Origin of the sequence: Streptomyces sp. NBRC 109706 (genome assembly GCF_000974485.1) — a bacterium.
Taxonomy (GTDB): Bacteria; Actinomycetota; Actinomycetes; order Streptomycetales; family Streptomycetaceae; genus Streptomyces.
This window is the reverse complement of the sequence record NZ_BBOM01000008.1, coordinates 1-21,090: the sequence shown is the minus strand read 5'-3', so window position 1 is coordinate 21,090 and position 21,090 is coordinate 1. Positions and strand designations below refer to the sequence as shown.

Below are 21,090 nucleotides of genomic sequence, written 5' to 3'. Positions count from 1 at the left end.
TGTGCCTCGTCTCCAGGGACGGTCGTGGTGGTGCTACGGGAGTGACGGAGTAGAAGGCGACTCAGCCGAGGCCGAGTTCTTTGTTGATCAGGTCGAACATCTCGTCGTCGGTGGCGACATCGAGGGATGCGGGGCCGCTGTCCGCGTCCTCGACGTCCGCGTCGGGCGCCGTCTCGCCGTCGAGCTTCCAGAGCAGCGACTGGAGTTGCTTGACCATGCGCGCGCGGTGGGCGTCGTCGAGCGGCGCCGAGGTGAGCGTCGACTGGAGTCGTTCGAACTCGGCGAAGGCCGACGGCTGGTCCTGGTCCTCGGCCCCGTCCCCGGCCGGGAACTGCTCGTCGAGGTGCGCGGCGAGCGCCGCCGGGCTGGGGTAGTCGAAGACCAGGGTGGCGGGCAGCCGTAGGCCGGTGGCGCCGCTGAGTCCGTTGCGGAGTTCCACGGCGGTCAGCGAGTCGAAGCCGAGATCGACGAACTCCCGCTGGGCGTCGACCGTTTGGTTGGCGCCGTAGCCGAGGGCGGCGGCGACATGGTGGGTGACCAGGTCGGTGAGGAACGTGCCGCGTTGTTCGCCGGTGAGGCCGGCGAGCCGCTGCGCCATGGACGGGCCGGCGGGGTCGGCGGCGCCGGCGGTCCGTGCGGTCGCGGTCCTGCCGGTGGTGGCGGTGGCGGCCGGCAGGATGTCGCGGAGCACGGCGGGCAGGAGTCCGGCCTGGGCCCTGTCGCGCAGCGCGGCGGTGGCGATGGCGGCGGCCACCAGCAGCGGTTGGTCGCTGCGCCGCGCCGCGTCCAAGAGGCCGAGGCCGGTGTCGGCGGTCAGCGGCTGGATGCCGGACTGGGTGATCCTGTCCAGTTCGGCCCGGGTGAGGGCGCCGGTCATGCCGCCGGTGTGCTGCCACAGACCCCAGGCCACGGACGTGGCGGTCCGGCCGTTGGCCCTGCGGCGGTGGGCGAGCGCGTCGAGGAACGCGTTGGCCGCCGCGTAGTTGCCCTGTCCCGCGCCGCCGAGGACGCCGGCGATGGAGGAGAAGAGGACAAACGCCGCCAGGTCGGTGTCCGAGGTGAGTTCGTCGAGGTGCAGGGCGGCGTCCACCTTCGGGCGCAGCACGGTGGCCAGTTGCTCCGGGGTGAGGGTGGCGGCCAAGCCGTCGTCCACCACGCCGGCGGTGTGGAAGACACCGGTGAGGGGACGGTCGTCCGGCAGGCCGGCCAGCAGTGCGGAGAGCGCGTCACGGTCCGCCGTATCGCAGGCGACCACCTCGGCCTGGGCACCCAACTCGCCCAGCCGCGCGACGAGTTCGTCGGCTCCGGGCGCCGCCGGGCCGCGTCGGCTGGTGAGCAGCAGATGGCGCACGCCGTGTTCGGTCACCAGGTGGTGGGCGAGCAGCGCGCCCAGCGCGCCGGTGCCGCCGGTGACCAGAACGGTGCCTTCGGCGAGCCGGCCGTCGGCCTCGGTGCCCGTGCCCGTGCCCGTGTCCGTGCCCGTGTTCGTTCGAGGTGCCGGCGCCGGCTGCGGGGTGATGCGCGGGGTGCGGATCTCGGTGCCCCGGATCGCGATCTGGGTCTCGTCGTGGGCGATGGCGCGGGCGACGGCGTCGACGATGGACTCGTCGGCCGCGCCCCCCGTCTGGTCGATGTCGACGAGGAGGAACCGTCCGGGGTTCTCCGTCTGGGCGCTGCGCAGCAGGCCCCAGCTCGGGGCGCCGGCGAGATCGGTGACGTCCTCGCCGGCGTGGGTGGCGACGGCGCCGCCGGTGACGACGACCAGTCGGGTGTCGGCGAGCCTGGGGTCGGCGAGCCAGGTGTGGACGACGGCCAGCGTGGCCTGGGTGGCGGCGTGCGCGGCGGACACCTGGTCGTCGGGGGTGTGCTTGGGCGAGCTGGGCGTGAACAGCATCATCTCGGGTGCGGGGATGCCCGCGTCGAGGGTGGCGGCCAGATGCGCCAGATCGTCGTAGGTGCTGACCATCATGTCGGCGTACTGGAGGGCGGCGCCGGTGGCCAGCGGGTCGGCGCCGAGCGTGGCCCAGGTGTTCCAGGGCAGCTGCTCTTCGCTCTCCCGCGCCGGCAGCGGCGTCCAGTCGAGGCGGTACAGGTGGTCGGACTGGGCGGGCGAGGTGAGCTGTTCGGGCGAGATGACCCGGAACGCCAGCGAGGAGGCGGTCAGCACCGGCTGGCCGACGGGGTCGGTGACGGTGACGGCCATCGCGTCGGCTCCGGCGGCGGCCGCGCTGAGGGCGACGCGCACCCGGCTGGCGCCGCTGGCGTGCAGGGTGACGTCGTTCCAGGCGAACGGCAGCCGCAGGGCGTTGCCGCCGGTCTCGATATAGCGGCCGGCGTGCAGCACGGCGTCGAGAAGTCCGGGGTGGATGCCGTAGCGGCCGGCTTGTCCCTCTTCCGCCTCGGGCAGGGCGACTTCGGCGAAGATCTCGTCGCCGCGCCGCCAGGCGGCGCGCAGCCCCTGGAAGACGGGGCCGTAGCCGTAGCCGGTGGTGGCGGCGAGTGGGTAGAGGTCGGTGACGTCGATCTCCTCGGCGCCGGTGGGGGGCCAGACGAACAGGTCAGGTCCGATGGGTGCCGGCGCGTCGGGGGCGAGCAGCCCCTCGGCGTGGCAGGTCCACGGCGCGTCGGTGGCGTTGTCCGGCCGGGAGTGGATGCGGAGTTCCCGCTGGCCGCTCGCGTCGGGGGCGCCGACGCTCACCTGGAGGGCGACGCCGCCGTGTTCGGGGAGCGCGAGGGGCGCCTGGAGGGTGAGTTCCCGCAGGTGGGCGCAGCCGACCTCGTCGCCGGCGCGGACGGCCAGCTCGACAAAGCCGGTGCCGGGGAAGAGGACCGTGCCGCCGATGGTGTGGTCGGCCAGCCAGGGGTGGGTCCGCAGCGAGAGCCGGCCGGTCAGCATCGCGCCGTCGTCGGCGGCCAGCCGCAGGGCGGCGCCGAGCAGCGGGTGTCCGGCGGCGCGTTGGCCGAGTCCGGCCGGGTCGCCGCTGGTGGTGACGGGACGCAGCCAGTAGCGCTGCCGCTGGAAGGCGTAGGTCGGCAGCTCGGCCCGGCGCACGGAACGGCCGGCGAACGCGGCCCGCCAGTCCAGCCGGGCGCCGCGCGCCCAGACCCGGGAGAGCGCGGCGGTGAACGTGGCCACCTCGTCGCGCTGCCGGCGGGTGGTGGGAACGAACGCGGCCGTCGTGTCGTCCTCGGCCAGGCACTCCGCACCCATCGCGGTCAACGTGGCATCCGGACCCAGTTCGAGGAACGTCGCCACCCCGGCGGCCCGCAGCGTGGTGATGCCGTCGGCGAACCGGACGGTGGCCCGCACATGCCGCACCCAGTAGCCGGCGGTGGCGATCTCGATGCCGGCCTCCTCGCCGGTGACATTGGAGATCACGGGGACGGCGGGGGCGCGGTAGGTCAACGATTCGGCGACCTCCTCGAACTCGCCCAGCATCGGCTCCATCAACCGCGAGTGGAACGCATGCGAGACCGTCAACTTCCGGGTCTTCACGCCCGCTTCGGCGAACTCGGCGCGCAACGCCTCAACCTCGGCCTCACCGCCGGCGACAACGACGGACTGGGGACCGTTGACGGCGGCGATATCCAGATCCGTGCGCTCACGAACCGTCTCCTCCGACGCCTGGACGGAGAGCATCGCCCCACCCGACGGCAACGCCTGCATCAACGACCCACGCGCCGCCACCAGACGACAGGCGTCAGCAAGATCAAAGATCCCCGCCACATGCGCGGCCGCGATCTCACCAATGGAGTGCCCGGCCACAAAATCGGGCCGCACCCCGAACGACTCCACCAACCGCCACAACGCCACCTCAACAGCGAACAACCCCGCCTGGGTGAACACGGTCTGGTCAAGATCAGCGCTCGACTCGTCCGCAAGCACCTCGCCCAACGGACGCGGCAACAACCCGTCGAACCCCCCACAGACCTCGTTCAGCGCCTCGGCGAACACCGGGAAGGCAGCCGCCAGTTCGGCACCCATCCGAGCCCGCTGCGCACCCTGACCCGTGAACAACACCGCCAACCGGCCCTCGACCACCGACTCAGCGGCCAACGACCCCAGCCCGGCGACCAGTTCATCGGCGGACCGACCCCACACCACACCCCGCGTCGACAGCTCCGCACGCCCGGTGGCCAAGGACCAACCCACATCGGCGATATCGAGATCACCGGCCGCCGAAGCCAACCGCTCCGCCTGCGCCGCCAACGCCCCGGCGTCCCGAGCGGACACCGGCCACGGCAGCACCGGCAGCGGCTCGCCGGGCAGCAGCAGGGCGCCCGGCTCGGCGTCGGCGGGCGACTGCTCCAGGATGATGTGCGCGTTGGTGCCGGAGACACCGAACGCGGAGACGCCGGCGCGACGCGGATGGTCCGTCTCGGGCCAGGCGACCGACTCGGTGAGCAGGCGCACGGCGCCGGCCGACCAGTCCACGTGCGGCGTGGGCGCGTCCACATGCAGGGTGGGCGGCAGCACGCCGGCGCGCAGCGCCAGCACCATCTTGATCACGCCGCCGACGCCGGCGGCGCCCTGGGTGTGACCGATATTGGACTTCAACGACCCGAGCCACAGCGGCTGTTGCTCGTCACGGCCCTGCCCGTAGGTGGCGAGCAGCGCCTGTGCCTCGATCGGGTCGCCAAGGGTGGTGGCGGTGCCATGGGCCTCGACGGCGTCCACATCGGCGGTGGTGAGTCGGGCGCTGGCCAGGGCCTCGCGGATGACGCGTTCCTGGGACGGGCCGTTGGGCGCGGTCAGTCCGTTGGAGGCACCGTCCTGGTTGATGGCCGAGCCCCGGATGACGGCGAGCACGGGGTGTCCGTTGCGGCGGGCGTCGGAGAGCCGTTCCAGCAGCAGCATGCCGGCCCCCTCGCCCCAGCCGGTGCCGTCGGCGGAGGCCGCGAAGGAGTGGCAGCGGCCGTTGGCGGAGAGCCCGCCCTGGCGGGAGAACTCGATGAACGCGCTGGGCGATGCCATCACGGTCGCGCCGCCGGCCAGGGCTAGGGAGCACTCGCCGTTGTTCAGGGAACGCGCGGCCAGATGGATGGCGACCAGCGAGGAGGAGCAGGCGGTGTCGATGGTGATGGCCGGACCCTCAAGGCCGAGGGTGTAGGCGACGCGCCCGGAGATGACCGCCGCCGAACTGCCGGTCACCCGGAAGCCCTCGACCTCCTTGGTCTCCTGCTGGAGCCGCTGGGTGTAGTCGTGGCCGACCACACCGGCAAAGACGGCGGTCTTGCTGCCGCGCAACGCGTCCGGGTCGATGCCGGCGCGTTCGATCGCCTCCCACGCGGTTTCGAGCACGAGGCGCTGCTGCGGATCCATGGTCAGGGCCTCACGCGGGCTGAGCCCGAAGAACGCGGCGTCGAACTCGGCGGCGTCATGGACGAATCCGCCCTGCCGGGTGCGGCTGGTGCCGAGACGCCCCGGCTCGGTGGCGAACAGCGCCTCCAGGTCCCAGTCGCGGTCGGTCGGGAAGTCCGTCATGGCGTCGGTGCCGGTGGAGACCAGGCGCCACAGGTCGTCGGGTCCTGTGACATCGCCGGGGTAGCGGCAGGCCATGGCGACAATGGCGATCGGCTCGTCCTCGGTGGTGGCGGGGAGGGGCGCCGTCTCCGTCTCGGCCGGCTCGGCGGGATCGTCGCCGAGCAGCGCGGTGCGCAGGAACTCGGCCAGCGCCTCCGGTGTCGGGTGGTCGAAGACGACGGTGGCCGGCAGCTTGAGGCCGGTGGCCGCGCCGAGCTTGTTGCGCAGCTCCACGGCGGTCAGCGAGTCGAAGCCCAACTCGCGGAACGCCCGGTCGGGTTCGACGGCCTCCGGCCCGGCGTGGCCGAGCACCAACGCGGCCTGGGTGCGGACGATATCGCGCAGGATCACGCCGCGTTCGACGGCCGTCGCGGTGGCGAGGCGTTCGGCGAGTTCGCTGTCCACGCCGGCGGCGAGCGTTTCGGACTCGGCGGCGGCGCGGCGCGCCTCCGGGATGTCGGAGAGCAGCGGACTCGGCCGGGCGGCGGTGAAGCCGACGACAAACCGCGACCAGTCGATATCGGCCACGACCAGGTCCGGCTGCTGGTCGCGGATGGCGAGGTCAAGGGCCTTCAGCGCCAGCCGTGGCTCCATCGGGGACAGGCCGCGGCGGCGCAGCTGGGCGCCGCCCTCGCCACTGCCCATGCCGCCCTCGTCCCACAGTCCCCAGGCGACGGAGGTCGCCGGCAGGCCACGGGCGCGGCGTCGCTGGGCGAGCGCGTCGAGGCGGGCGTTGGCGGCCGCGTAGGGGCCCTGGGCGCGTCCGCCCCAGATCGCTGCGCCGGAGGAGAACAGCACAAAGGCGTCCAACTCGGCTTCCGCGCCGAAGAGTTCGTCCAGATGCGCGGCGCCGGCGGCCTTCGCCGCCGCGGCCTCGACCAGCTCGGCCGGCCCGGCCTCGTCCAGGGCGACGGTCGTGGCCAGGCCGGCGGCGTGGAAGACGGAACGGAACGGGGTTCCGGCCGCCGTCATCTCGGCCACCACCTGGGCAAGCGCCTCGCGGTCCGCCGCGTCACAGGCGGCCACGGTCGCCTCGGCACCCAACTCGGCCAGCTCGGCGACGAGTTCGGCGGCGCCGGGGGCATCGATACCGCGCCGGCTGGTGAGCACGATGCGGTTGACGCCCTGGGCGGCGAGATGCCGGGCGAGGTGTGCGCCGACGGCACCGGTGCCGCCGGTGATCAACGCGGGGCCGCGCGCCGGCTCGGGCCGGCTGTCCCGCGCGGCGTCCAGCGGGTAGCGGCGCAGGCGGCGGGCGAAGAGACCGGTGGCGCGCACCGCGACCTGGTCCTCGTCGTCCCGGCCGGCCAGCACCCCGCAGAGCCGGGTGAGGGCGCGGTCCTCGGGCGCGGCGGGCAGGTCGATCATCCCGCCCCAGCGGTCCGGGTGTTCGAGGGCGGCGACCCGTCCGAGGGCCCACACCATCGCCTGGGTCTCGTCGCGCGGCTCCTCGCCACCGCCGGTGGCGACGGCGCCGGAGGTGAGGCACCACAGGCGTCCGGCGACGCCGGCGTCGACCGTGGCCTGGATCAGCGCCATGGTGACGGGCAGCGCGGCGGAGAACGCCGGCTGGTGTTCGCCCGCCCGGGTTCCTTCGGCGGGATCGGGGGCGGCGAGGGCGAGGGTGGAGAGAACGCCGGCGATCGGCCGGTCCCCGGCGGCCTCGGCCAGCCATGCGGCGAGCGTTTCGCGGTCGGCGGTGCCGTCCGGCAGCGGCAGCTGCTCGACGGTGGCCCCGTGGGCGCCGAGCGCGCCGGTCAGGGCCTCGGCCCAGCCGTCGGCGGCGGCGCCGGCCGGGGTGAGGACGAGCCAGGTGCCGGTCAGTCGCGGCGCGGCGCTGGCGTCCGGCAGCGGGGTCCAGGCGACGCGGTAGCGCCAACCGTCAACGGTGGAGAGCGAGTTGCGCTGACGGCGCCAGGAGGCCAGCTCGGGTAGGACGCTCTGCCAGGATGCGCGTTCGCCACCCTCGACCGCGAGGGTCGACGAGAGCGCGTCCAGGTCCTCACGCTCCACGGCCCGCCAGAACGCCGCCTCGACGGAGTCGGTGCGCTGGGCACCACCGTCCGCGTCGGCGTCGGGGTCGATGACGCGTTCGATCCAGTAGCGCTGGCGCTGGAAGGCGTAGGTCGGCAGATCGACGCGGCGCACGGCGCGGCCGGCATAGAACGCGGTCCAGTCGACCGAGGTGCCGTTGACCCACAACTCGCCGGCCGAGGCGATCAGTCGAGCCGCCTCGTCCTCGTTGCGGCGCAGGGTGCCCACGACCACACCGGCGGCGTCGGCCGTCTCCAGGATCTCCTGCACCGGCACCGTGAGCACCGGATGCGGGGAGACCTCGACGATCCGACGGAAGCCCTGCCCGACCGCGTGGTTCATCGCATCCGCGAAGCGGACGGGCTGGCGAAGGTTGCGATACCAGTACGCCGCGTCCATCCCGGACGTGTCCAACGGCTCCCCGGTCACGGCCGAGATCAACGGGACATCCGACGAACGCGGGCTGATCGGGGCAAGATCCGTCAGAATCCGGTCCTCGATCGCCGCCACATGAGCGGAATGCGACGCATAGTCCACCGGAACCCGACGCGCCCGCACCCCCGCCGCCTCAGCCACAACCATCAGCGTCTCAAGCCCGGCCACCTCACCGGCCACCACCGTCGCCGAAGGCCCATTGAACGCGGCGACCGACACACCCTCAACAGAACCGAGAAGTTCGGCGACCCGCTCCGGCCCAGCCGCGACCGACACCATCCCACCCGACCCGGCAAGATCACGGATCGCCGCCGACCGCAACGCCACCACCCGCGCACCGTCCTCCAACGACAACCCACCCGCCACCACAGCAGCCGCGATCTCACCCTGCGAATGCCCCACCACAGCAGACGGAGCAACCCCGATCGACTCCCACACAGCCGCAAGGGACACCATCACCGCCCACAACACCGGCTGCACCACATCGACTTGCTCCAACCACCCCTCGTCCTCCCCCTCCAACACCCCGACCAACGACCACTCCACAAACGGCGCCAACGCCACCTCACACTCACCCAACCGCGCCGCAAACACCGGCGAGGAGACCAACAACCCACGCCCCATGCCGATCCACTGCGCACCCTGACCCGGGAACACAAACACCGTGCCGGGGCCACCGCTCGCGTTCGCCGTGCCACGGACCAGGTCGCCGGGCTCGGCACCCCACCGCACCGCACGGTGCTCCAACTCCGCCCGGGTGGACAGCAACGCCCACCCCACATCCACCGGATCGAGCCCATCCGTCGCCTCCGTCAACCGCTCCAGCTGCGCGGTCAGCGCCTCCGGGCTGCGGGCGGAGACCAGCCAGGGCACCGCGGGGGTGTCGGTGAGGGCGGGTTCGCCGGAGACCAGCAGCGGGCTGTCGGCCGTGGCCTCGATATCGGCCGGCGGCTGCTCGACGATGACATGGGCGTTGGTGCCGGACATGCCGAACGCGGAGACACCGGCCCGGCGCGGACGGTCCTGGCTCGTCCACTCCCGGTCCCGGTCCAGGACCCGGACGGCGCCGGACGACCAGTCGACGTGCGGCGTCGGCTCCGCCACATGGAGGGTGCGCGGCAGCACACCGGCGCGCAGCGCCAGCACCATCTTGATGACGCCGGCGACGCCGCCGGCGGCCTGGGTGTGGCCGATGTTGGACTTGACGGAGCCCAGCCACAGCGGCCGGTCCTCGGGCCGGTCCTGGCCGTAGGTGGCGAGCAGCGCCTGGGCCTCGATGGGGTCGCCCAGCGGGGTTCCGGTGCCATGTGCCTCGACGGCGTCCACCTCGTCGGTGGTCAGCCCGGCGTTGGCCAACGCGGCCCGGATGACCCGCTGTTGGGAGGGACCGTTGGGCGCGGTCAGGCCGTTGGACGCACCGTCCTGGTTGATCGCGGAGCCGGAGACCACGGCGAGCACCTGGTGCCCGTTGCGGCGGGCGTCGGAGAGCCGTTCCAGCAGCAGCATGCCGACGCCCTCGCCCCAGCCGGTGCCCTCGGCGCCGTCGCCGAAGGCTCGGCAGCGGCCGTCGGCGGCGAGGCCACGCTGCTTGCTGAACTCGATAAACGCGCCGGGCGTCGACATCACGGTGACGCCGCCGGTCAGTGCCATCTCGCATTCGCCGTTGCGCAGCGCCTGGGCGGCGAGGTGCAGGGCGACCAGCGACGAGGAGCAGGCGGTGTCGACGGTGACGGTCGGCCCTTCCAGGCCGAGGGCGTAGGCGATCCGGCCGGAGACGACGGCGGCCGAGGCGCCGGTGGCGTGGTAGCCCTCGACGAGTTCGGCGGCCTCGCTCAGCAGCGTGCCGTAGTCCTGGAGGTTGGAGCCGACAAAGACGCCGGTCGCGCTGCCGCGCAGCGCGTGCGGGTCGACGCCGGCGCGCTCCAGGGCCTGCCAGGACGTCTCCAGAAGCAGTCGCTGCTGGGGGTCCATCGCGACGGCCTCGCGCGGCGAGATGCCGAAGAAACCGGCGTCGAACTCGGCCGCGTCGTGCAGGAAGCCGCCCTCGCGAACGTAGGAGGTGCCGGGGCGTTCGGCCTGCGCGTCATAGAGCGTGTCGAGGTCCCAGCCCCGGTCGGTCGGGAAGGAGGTGATGGCGTCGGTGCCGTCGGCGATCAGTCGCCACAGGTCCTCGGGCGATTCGACGCCGCCGGGGAAGCGGCAGGCCATGCCGACGATGGCGATCGGCTCGCGGGTGCCGATCTCGGTGGCCGGCCTGGTTTCGACGGTGTGTTGCTGTCCGGTGCCGAGGAGTTCGGCGCGCAGGAAGTCGGCGAGGGCGTGCGGCGTCGGGTAGTCGAAGACCATGGTGGCGGGCAGCGACAGGCCGGTCGCGGCGTTGAGCCGGTTGCGCAGTTCGACGGCGGAGAGCGAGCTGAAGCCCAGGTCCTTGAACGTCTGGGTGGTCTCGATCCGGTCGCCGGACGCGTGGCCGAGGACGGCGGCGGCCTCGGTGAGGACGATATCGGCCACGAGCTGCCGCTGTTCGGCGGCGGGCGCCCCGGTCAGGCGCCGCATCAGATCGGAGTCGCGCTGGGCGGGCGCCCGGTCCTCCGGGTCGGTGGCCGCGAGGTGGCGGCTCGCCGCCGGGAGGTCGGCGAGGAGCGCGCTGGGCCGGGTCACGGTGAACGCGGGAACGAACCGCGCCCAGTCGACATCGGCGACGGTGACGGTGAAGTCGCCGTGGTCGAGGGCCTGTTGGAGGGCGGCGATGGCCAGCTCGGGTCGCATCGGGCGGATGCCGAGCCGCAGCATGTGCTCGACCTTGTCGTCGGTGACCATGCCGCCGTCGGCCCAGGCGCCCCAGGAGACGGCGGTGGCGGCCAGGCCACGGGCCCGCCGCTGTTCGGCGAGGGCGTCGAGGTGGGCGTTGGCGGCGGCATAGCCGCCCTGGCTGCCGCTGCCCCAGATGCCGGCGATGGACGAGAAGAGAACGAACGCGTCGAGCGCGCGGTCGCCTAGCAGTTCGTCGAGATGGTTGGCGCCGGCGACCTTGGCGGCCAGCACCTGGTCGAGTTCGGCGCGGTCCATGTCGGCGACGGCGGTGAACTGGCCGACGCCGGCGGCGTGTACGACGGTGGACAGGGCGGGCCGGCCGGCGGTGTTGTCGATGTCGGCCAGCAGGCGGGCGACGGCGTCCCGGTCGGCGATATCGCAGCCGACGACGGTGGTCCTGGCGCCCAGTTCGGCGAGTTCGGCGACCAGTTCGGCCGCGCCGGGGGCGTCGGGGCCGCGTCGGCTGGTCAGCACCAGGTGCTGGGCGCCGCCGCGGGCGAGCCAGCGGGCGACCTGTGCGCCGAGCCCGCCGGTGCCGCCGGTGACCAGTGCGGTGCCGGCCGGACGCCAGTCGCGCGCGGGACGGGCGTCGTCGGCGAGCGGCGCGTGGGCGAGGCGGCGCAGGAAGACGCCCGATGCCCGGACGGCGCATTCGTCCTCGCCGGCGCTGTTGCCCAGCACGGCGGCGTACCGGTCGGCGGTCGCGGTGTCGACGGCGGCCGGCAGGTCGACCAGGCCGCCCCAGCCGCGCGGGTGTTCCAGGGCGAAGGTGCGTCCCAGGCCCCAGAGTTGGGCGGCGGCCGGGTGCCCGGCGCGTTCGGCGGGGGTCGGGGTGACGGCCTGTCGGGTCACGCACCACAGGGCGGCGTCGAGTCCGGCGTCCACGGTGGCGTGCATCAGGGCAAGCGTCGCGCCGAGGCCGGCGGTCACCGCCGGGTGGTCCGGCAGCGGCTGGTCGGCGAGCGCCAGATAGGACAGGACGCCGGCGACGGGGGCATCGGCGGGGGCATCGGCGGTCGTCTCGGCGATGAGGGCGGCGAAGCCCTCCCGGTCGACGGTGGCCGGGTCGACGGCGCGCCGCAGGACGCGGGTGCCCCGGGCCTCGACGGCGCCGAGCGAGGCGGTGATCCAGTCGGCGGCGTCCGTCGCCCCGTCCGGGTCGGCGGGCTCGATGACCAGCCAGGTGCCGGCGAGCGGGGCGCTCGGCAGCTCGGTCACCGGCTGCCAACTGACGCGGTAGCGCCAGGTGTTGATGGTGGCGCGGTCCTGCTGGTCGCGGCGCCAGTTGGCGAGCGCAGGCAGCAGGGCGCCGGGGTCGGTGGCCGGGTCGGTGCCGGGCGGCAGGTCAAGGCCGAGGGTGCCGGCGAGGTCGGCCAGGTCGCCGCTCTCCACGGCCGCCCAGAAGCGGGCGTCCACCTGGTCGGTGGCCGCCGAGGCGGCGGGCTCGTCCCCGGCGGTGGCGGCCGGCAGCTGGAGCCAGTACCGCTCGCGCTGGAACGGGTAGGTGGGCAGCGGCACCGTGGTGGCGGCGGCACCGGCGTAGTGGGCGGCCCAGTCGACCGTCACCCCGCGGACATGGAGTTCCGCGAGGGCGTGCAGGAAGGTGACGGGCTCCGGCTGGTCGCCTCGGAGCGCGGCGGTCAGCAGCGGCGGCGCGGCCTCGGGCTCAACACCACCCGCACCGTCGGTGCCGTCGGTGCCGTCCGTGCCGTCCGTGGCTGTTTCGGCGACGGCGGACAGGCAGTCGTCGACCATGGCGGTGAGCGTGCCGTCGGGGCCGAGCTCAAGGAACGCGGCGACGCCCTGGGCGCGCAGCCAGCGGATGCCGTCGAGGAACCGCACGGGCTGCCTGACATGCCGCACCCAGTAGTCCGGCGAGGTCAGCTCCGCCGCCGAGGCGGCCGTGCCATGCAGGTTGGACACCACGGGGATGCGCGGCTCGTGGAAGGTGAGGGTCCGCGCGAAGGCGGCGAACTCCGCCAACATGCCGTCCATATGCGGCGAGTGGAAGGCATGGCTGACCCGCAGCCGCTTGGTCCTGCGGCCCCGCGTCCGCCACTCCTCGACGATCTCGGCCACCGCGTCCGCGTCTCCGGCGATGACCACGGAGTCGGGCCCGTTGATCGCGGCCAGGCTGACGCTCGTCTCCCGCCCGGTCAGGGTCTCGGCGACCTCGTTCTCGGTGGCCTGGATCGCGGCCATCGCACCGCCGGTGGGCAGCGCCTGCATCAGCCGGCCACGGGCGGCGACCAGCGCGGTCGCGTCGGCGAGCGAGAGCACCCCGGCGACGTGCGCGGCGGCCAGCTCGCCGATCGAGTGCCCGGCGACGAAGTCGGGGCGCACGCCCCGGCGTTCGACGAGCCGGAAGAGCGCGACCTCGATGGCGAACAGCGCCGGCTGGGTGTAGGCGGTCTGGTCGAGCAGTTCCGCCTGCGCGCTGCCGGGCGCGGCGAACACCACGTCGCGCAACGGCCGTTCGAGGTGTGCGTCGAATCCGGCGAGGATCGCGTCCAGATCGGCCGCGAACGTCGGGTCGGCGTCGGCCAACGCCCGTCCCATGCCGAGGCGTTGACTGCCCTGACCGGTGAAGAGGAACGCGACGGAGCCGTCGACGGCGTCCGTGGTGCCCCGCACCAGCTCCGGCGCGCTGCCGCCGGAGGCCAGCGTCTCCAGGGCACGCCGGGCGGCGTCCTGGTCGGCGGCGACGACCACCGCGCGGTGCTCAAGCGCGGCGCGGGTCGATGCCAGCGAGTAGCCGATGTCGACCAGCGGTCGGTCGGTGTCGGCGGTGTGGGCCGTCAGTCGGGCGGCCTGGGCGCGCAGCGCCGGCTCGGTGCGGCCGGACAGCGGCAGCGGCAGCAGTGCCGGCGTGGTGGGCGCCGCCGACGGCTCGGCCTCGGCCGGCTCGCTCGCCGGCACCTGTTCGAGGATGACATGCGCGTTGGTGCCGCTGATGCCGAACGAGGAGACGCCGGCCCGACGCGGATGCCCCTGTTCCCGCCACGGCTGGGCCTCGGCGAGCAGCGCCACGCCACTGGCCTCCCAGTCGACCTGCGGGGACGGTTCGTCGACATGCAGGGTGCGCGGCAGCACACCTTCGCGCATCGCCATCACCATCTTGATGACGCCGGCGATACCGGAGGCCGCCTGGGTGTGGCCGATGTTGGACTTCAACGAGCCCAGCCACAGCGGCTGTTGCTCGTCCCGGCCCTGGCCGTAGGTGGCGAGCAGCGCCTGGGCCTCGATGAGGTCGCCCAGCGAGGTCCCGGTGCCATGCGCCTCGACGGCGTCGACATCGGCGGGGGTGAGCCCGGCGTTGCTGAGAGCCTGCCGGATGACGCGCTGCTGCGAGGGGCCGTTCGGCGCGGTCAGCCCGTTGCTGGCGCCGTCCTGGTTGATCCCGGAGCCACGCACCACGGCCAGCACCTGGTGGCCCCGGCGACGCGCGTCGGAAAGCCGCTCGACGACGAGGACGCCCACGCCCTCGGCCCACGCGGTGCCGTCCGCCTGCGCGGAGAACGTCTTGCAACGGCTGTCGGGGGCAAGCCCGCGCTGCCGGCTGAACTGGATGAACATCGTCGGCGACGGCATCACCGCGACACCGCCGACCAGGGCCAGATCGCATTCGTCCTGACGCAGCGCCTGGGTGGCGAGGTGCAGCGCGACCAGCGCCGACGAGCACGCGGTGTCGACCGTGACGGCCGGCCCCTCAAGGCCGAAGGTGTAGGCGAGGCGGCCGGAGGCAACGCTCGCCGCGTTGCCCAGGCCGAGGAAACCCTCGACGCTCTCCGGGATCTCCGGGAGCCGGGAGGCGTAGTCGGCGGACACCATGCCGGCGAAGACCCCGGTCTGGCTGCCGCGCAGTGAGGTGGGCGGCAGTCCGGCGCGCTCCAGGGCCTCCCAGGAAGCTTCGAGAAGCAGCCGCTGCTGCGGGTCCATGGCCAGCGCCTCACGGGGGCTGATCCCGAACAGCCGCGGGTCGAACTCCGCAGCGTCGTAGAGGAATCCGCCCTCGCAGGCGTAGGTGGTGCCGGAGTGGTCCGGGTCCGGGTCGTACAGGCTGTCGAGGTCCCAGCCCCGGTCGGTCGGGAACGCACCGATCGCGTCCACGCCTTCCTCGACCAGCCGCCACAGCTCCTCCGGCGAGGACACCCCACCCGGGAACCGGCACGCCATCCCCACGATCGCGATCGGCTCATCGACCGCGACCTTCGCACGCGACGCCTTACCCGATGCCGCGTCGAAGTCGTCCGCGCCCTGCCACACCTGGCTCAGCACAAACGCGCCCAGCGCGGTCGGCGTCGGGTAGTCGAACACCACACCCGCCGGCAGTCGGACGCCAGTGGCGGCGTTCAGCCGGTTGCGCAGCTCCACGGCCGTCAGGGAGTCAAAGCCCAGCTCCTTGAAGGAACGCTCGGCCGCGACGGCCTGCGCCGAGCCGTGCCCCAGCACGGACGCCACATGACCGCGCACCAGGTCCACCACATGACGTTCCCGCTCACCGGCGGTCTCAAGTCCGGCGAGCGCACTGGCGAGCGCGCCACCGCCGGCCGCACCGGAGACGGCCTCCACGGACCGCCGGCCGGAGACCCGCACCAGGCCGCGCAGCAGCGGCGGCACGGTGGCGCCTCGTTCCGCGCGGCCCCGCAGCCCCGCGACGTCCAGCCGCGCCGCGACCAGCAAGCCCTCGTCGATCTGGTGCGCCCGGTCGAACGCGGCGAGCCCGTCGGAGGTGGACAGCGGCTGAAGGCCACTGCTGGCCATCCGCCCCAGCTCGACGCTGGTCAGATGTCCGGTCATACCGCTGGACTCGTCCCACAGGCCCCAGGCGAGGGAGGTGGCGGGCAGGCCGTTGGCCCGGCGATGAGCGGCCAACGCATCCAAGTAGCTATTAGCCGCCGCATAGTTGGCCTGCCCCGGATTACCGAACACACCAGCCGCCGAGGAATACAACACAAACATCGCCAACCCGGCATCACGAGTCAGCTCATGCAAATTCCACGCAGCCTCCACCTTCGGCCGCATCACCCGCCGCACCTGATCAACCGACAACGACCCCACCACCCCGTCATCCACCACCCCCGCCGCATGCACCACACCCGTCAACGGATGCCCCGCCGGAATCGCCGAAAGCACCGTCGACAACTGATCCCGATCAGCCGCATCACACGCGGCGATCTCCACCTGCGCACCCAACCCCGCCAGCTCAGCCGCCAACTCGACAGCACCCGGCGCCTCCAACCCGGCCCGACTCGTCAACACAAGAGACCTAACACCACGCACGACCACCAAATGCCGAGCCAACAACGAACCAAGCGTCCCGGTACCACCGGTGATCAACACCGTGCCATTCGGATCCAAGCCAGCCGGCACCGTCAGCACAATCTTCCCAATGTGCCTGGCCTGACTCATAAACCGGAAAGCATCCCGCGCCCGCCGCACATCCCACGACCGCACCGGCAACGGACGCAACACACCCCGCTCAAACAAACCCAACAACTCAGCCAACATCTCACCAATACGATCAGGACCCGCATCCTGCATATCAAAGGCCGCATACCACACCCCAGCATGCTCCCGAGCAACCCGCTCCGGATCACGAATATCCGTCTTCCCCATCTCCAAGAACCGCCCACCACGCGGCAACAACTCAAGAGACGCGTCGACGAACTCCCGCGCCAGGGAGTCAAGAACAACATCCACGCCCGCACCATCGGTCGCCGCCAGGAACACATCCCGGAAGTCCAGATCACGCGACGAAGCGATCCGCTCCTGAGGCACACCCAATGCGCGAACGGCCGACTGCTTGGCATCGCTGGCCGTGGCATAAACCGTCGCCCCGAAATGCTCCGCCAACTGCACAGCAGCCATACCCACACCACCAGCGGCGGCATGAATCAGCACCGACTCACCAGAACGCAAGCCCGCCAAATCCACCAACCCGTAATACGCGGTCAAGAACACCACCGGAACCGAAGCCGCCTCCTCAAACGACCACCCCTCCGGCATCCGCGCCACCAACCGACCATCCACCCTCGCCAACGGCCCAAACCCACGCTGAATCAAACCAAACACCCGATCCCCCACCCCCACATGCTCAACCCCAGCACCCACCTCAACCACCACACCAGCAGCCTCGCCACCCAACACCGCCTCACCCGGATACATCCCCAACCCCATCAACACATCCCGGAAATTCAACCCACCAGCCCGCACCGCAACCCGCACCTCACCCACACCCAACACACCCAACGCACCCGGCTCCCCCACCAACGCCAACGACTCCAACGTCCCCCCACCAACCGACTGCACCGACCACGCCAACTCACCCACCGGCGGCACCAACCCACCACCCACACCCGACACCCGCACCAAACGAGGCACCAACACCACACCACCCCGCACCACCACCTGCCCCTCAACCCCAGCGAGCGCGGTGTCGACGGCAACCGACAGCTGCCCCTCGGCGCCGGGCTCCACGTCCACCAGCACCAGGCGGCCGGGCAGTTCGGACTGAGCCGAGCGCACCAGCCCCCACACCGGGGCATGGGCCAGATCGGTGACATCCTCACCAACCCCCGCAGCCACCGCGCCACGCGTCACCACAACCAGACGCGAACCCGCCAACCGCTCATCGGCCACGAACTCCTGTATCAGTTGCAGGACTTCACCGGTGACTCCGACCGCTCCGCCGTCCGCGGCGCCGGCGAGCGGCAGCACCACCGTCGAAGGCGCCGCGTCATCGCCCAGCTCGCTCAGCAGCTCCGCCAGATCCGCGAAACGCACCGCCTCGACGCCCAACGCGTCCTCGCCCAGCACCACCCAGTCCACGGCGGCGCTCCCGCCGCCACCGACTCCGGTCGCGGCCGGGGTCCACTCGACGCGGAAGAGGGCATCCGCCTCAGACGCGCCAGCGACGGCGGCCGTCAACTGGTCGGCCGACACCGGCCGCAGCGCCAACGACTCCACCCGGGCCACCAACCCGCCCGAACCATCCGCCACCACCAACGAGAACGCATCCGCACCGGCCGGCACCAACCGCACCCGCACCGACACCGCACCCGACGCCACCAACGAGACACCCGACCACGCGAACGGCAACCGAAGCTCGCCGTCATCCGCCACGGCCAGCCGGCCGGCGTGCAGCACGGCGTCCAACAGCGCGGGGTGCAGACCGTAGCGAGCAGCGGCGGAATGCTCCTCGTCCGGCAACGACACCTCGGCGAAGATCTCCTCACCACGCCGCCAAGCCGCCCGCAACCCCTGGAACACCGGCCCATAGCCGTAGCCGGCAGCCGCAGCCTCCGCATAGAAGTCCGAGACATCGACCCGCTCGGCACCGGCCGGCGGCCAGGCCGCCAACTCCGTTTCGCCCGCGTCCAGTTGCTCCGGTGCCAGCATGCCTTCCGCATGCATCACCCAGAGCTGTTCGCCCTCGGAGTTCTCCGGGCGCTCGGGGTGCTCGGGGCGGGAGTAGATCCGCACCTCGCGCTGGCCGGCGTCGTCTGGACCACCGACCACGACCTGGACCTGAACGCCACCACGCTCGGGGAGCGCGAGCGGCGCCTGGAGCGTCAGCTCCCGCACCTGCCCGCAACCGACCTCGTCACCGGCGCGGACGGCCAGTTCGACAAAGCCGGTGCCGGGGAAGAGCACCGTGCCGCCGACCGCGTGATCGCCAAGCCAGGACTGACCACGCAACGACAACCGACCGGTCAGCATGACGCCGCCCTCGCCGGCCAGGCTGACGGCCGCACCCAGCAGCGGGTGACCGGCGGCACTCTGCCCCAGACCGACCAGATCCCCGCTGGTGTCGCCCTCCAGCCAGTAGCGGCGACGCTGGAAGGCGTAGGTCGGCAGCTCCACCTGCCGGACGGCCCGGCCGGCGAACGCCGCCCGCCAGTCGACGGACGTTCCGCGCGCCCACACCCGGGAGAGGCCGGCGGTGAACATCGCCACCTCGTCATGCTCCCGACGGGTGGTGGGAACGAACGCGGTCGTGGCGTCGTCCTCGGCCAGGCACTCCGCACCCATCGCGGTCAACGTGGCATCCGGACCCAACTCAAGGAACGTCGCCACCCCGGCCGCACGCAGCGTGGTGATCCCATCGGCGAACCGGACGGTGGCCCGCACATGCCCCACCCAGTATCCGGCGGTGGCGATCTCGATGCCGGCCTCCTCGCCGGTGACATTGGAGATCACCGGCAGGGCGGGGGCGCGGTAGGTGACGGACTGGGCGACTTCCTCGAACTCGTCCAGCATCGGCTCCATCAACCGGGAGTGGAACGCGTGCGAGACGGTCAACTTCCGGGTCTTCACGCCCGCTTCGGCGAACTGAGCGCGCAGTGCCTCGATGGCGGCCTCACCGCCGGCGACAACGACGGACTGCGGTCCGTTGACGGCGGCGATATCCAGATCCGTGCGCTCGCGAACCGTCTCCTCCGATGCCTGGACGGAGAGCATCGCCCCGCCGGACGGCAGCGCCTGCATCAACGACCCACGGGCGGCGACCAGTCGGCAGGCATCAGCGAGGTCAAAGACCCCGGCGACATGAGCCGCCGCGATCTCACCGATCGAATGCCCGGCCACAAAGTCGGGCCGCACCCCAAACGACTCCACCAACCGCCACAACGCCACCTCAACAGCGAACAACCCCGCCTGAGTGAACACCGTCCGATCCAGATCGGCGCTGGTCTCGTCCGCAAGCACCTCGGCCAACGGACGCGGCAACAACCCATCGAACCCCGCACACACCTCGGCCAAGGCATCGGCGAACACCGGGAAGACGGCCGCCAGTTCGGCACCCATCCGCGCCCGCTGCGCACCCTGACCCGTGAACAACACCGCCAACCGGCCCTCGACCACCGACTCAGCGGCCAACGACCCCAGCCCGGCAACCAGTTCACCGGCGGACCGACCCCACACCACCGCGCGGGTGGTCAACTCCGCCCGGCCGGTGTCCAACGACCAACCCACATCGGCGATATCGAGATCGCCCGCCACCGAAGCCAACCGCTCCGCCTGCGCCGCCAACGCCTCCCCGCTCCGCGCGGAAAGCACCCACGGCAACACCGGAACCGGTGCCCCCGGCAGCACCACGGCCGCCGGCTCGGCGTCCTCCGGAGCCTGCTCGACGATCACATGCGCATTCGTTCCCGAGGCGCCAAAGGACGAGATACCCGCACGACGCGGACGCCCGGTCTCCGGCCACAACTGCTCATCCACCAACAACTCAACAGCCCCAGCATCCCAATCCACATGCTCCGAGGGCTCATCAATATGCAAACTCCGCGGCAACACCCCCTCCCGCAACGCCATCACCATCTTGATCACACCCGCCACACCAGCAGCCGCCTGCGCATGACCAATATTCGACTTCACCGACCCCAACCACAACGGCCGATCATCCGCCCGCCCCTGCCCATACGTCGCAAGAAGCGCCTGCGCCTCAATCGGATCACCCAACCTCGTACCCGTCCCATGCGCCTCCACCACATCCACATCACCCGTCGACAACCCACCACTCCGCAACGCCTGCCGAATAACCCGCTGCTGAGACGGACCATTAGGCGCCGTCAACCCATTCGACGCACCATCCTGATTCACCGCCGAACCCCGCACCACCGCCAACACCCGATGCCCATTACGCCGAGCATCAGACAACCGCTCCAACACCAACACACCCACACCCTCAGACCACCCCGTACCATCCGCCGCCGAAGCAAACGACTTACACCGACCATCCGCCGCCAACCCACGCTGCCGACTAAAATCAATAAACGTCACCGGCGTCGACATCACCGTTACACCACCAGCCAACGCCATCTCACATTCACCATTACGCAACGCCTGCGCTGCCAAATGCAAAGCCACCAAAGACGAAGAACACGCCGTATCCACCGTCACCGCAGGACCCTCAAAACCAAACGTATAAGCCAACCGCCCAGACACCACACTCCCCGAAGTCCCCGTCCCCACATACCCCTCAACATCCTCAGGCACCCGACTCAAACGACTCGCATAATCGTGATACATCGACCCCGTAAACACACCCGTCCGCGAACCACGCACCCCATCCACCGAAATACCCGCCCGCTCAAACGCCTCCCACGACGCCTCCAACAACAACCGCTGCTGCGGATCCATCGCCACCGCCTCACGCGGCGAAACCCCAAACAACTCCGCATCAAAATCCGCCACATCATACAAAAACCCACCCTCACGCGCATAACTCTTCCCCCGCGCACCCGGATCCGGATCATAAAGCGACTCATCCCAACCAC

The 21,090-nt window shown here is 71.8% G+C and carries 1 protein-coding gene; it reads right to left on the bottom strand.

Annotated features, from left to right (window positions below; all coding sequences use genetic code 11):
• Positions 1–61: 61 nt before the first annotated feature.
• On the bottom strand, positions 62–21,090 hold a 21,029-nt coding region (locus tag AOM46_RS17570; RefSeq protein ID WP_107080114.1), incomplete at its 5' end, for a type I polyketide synthase.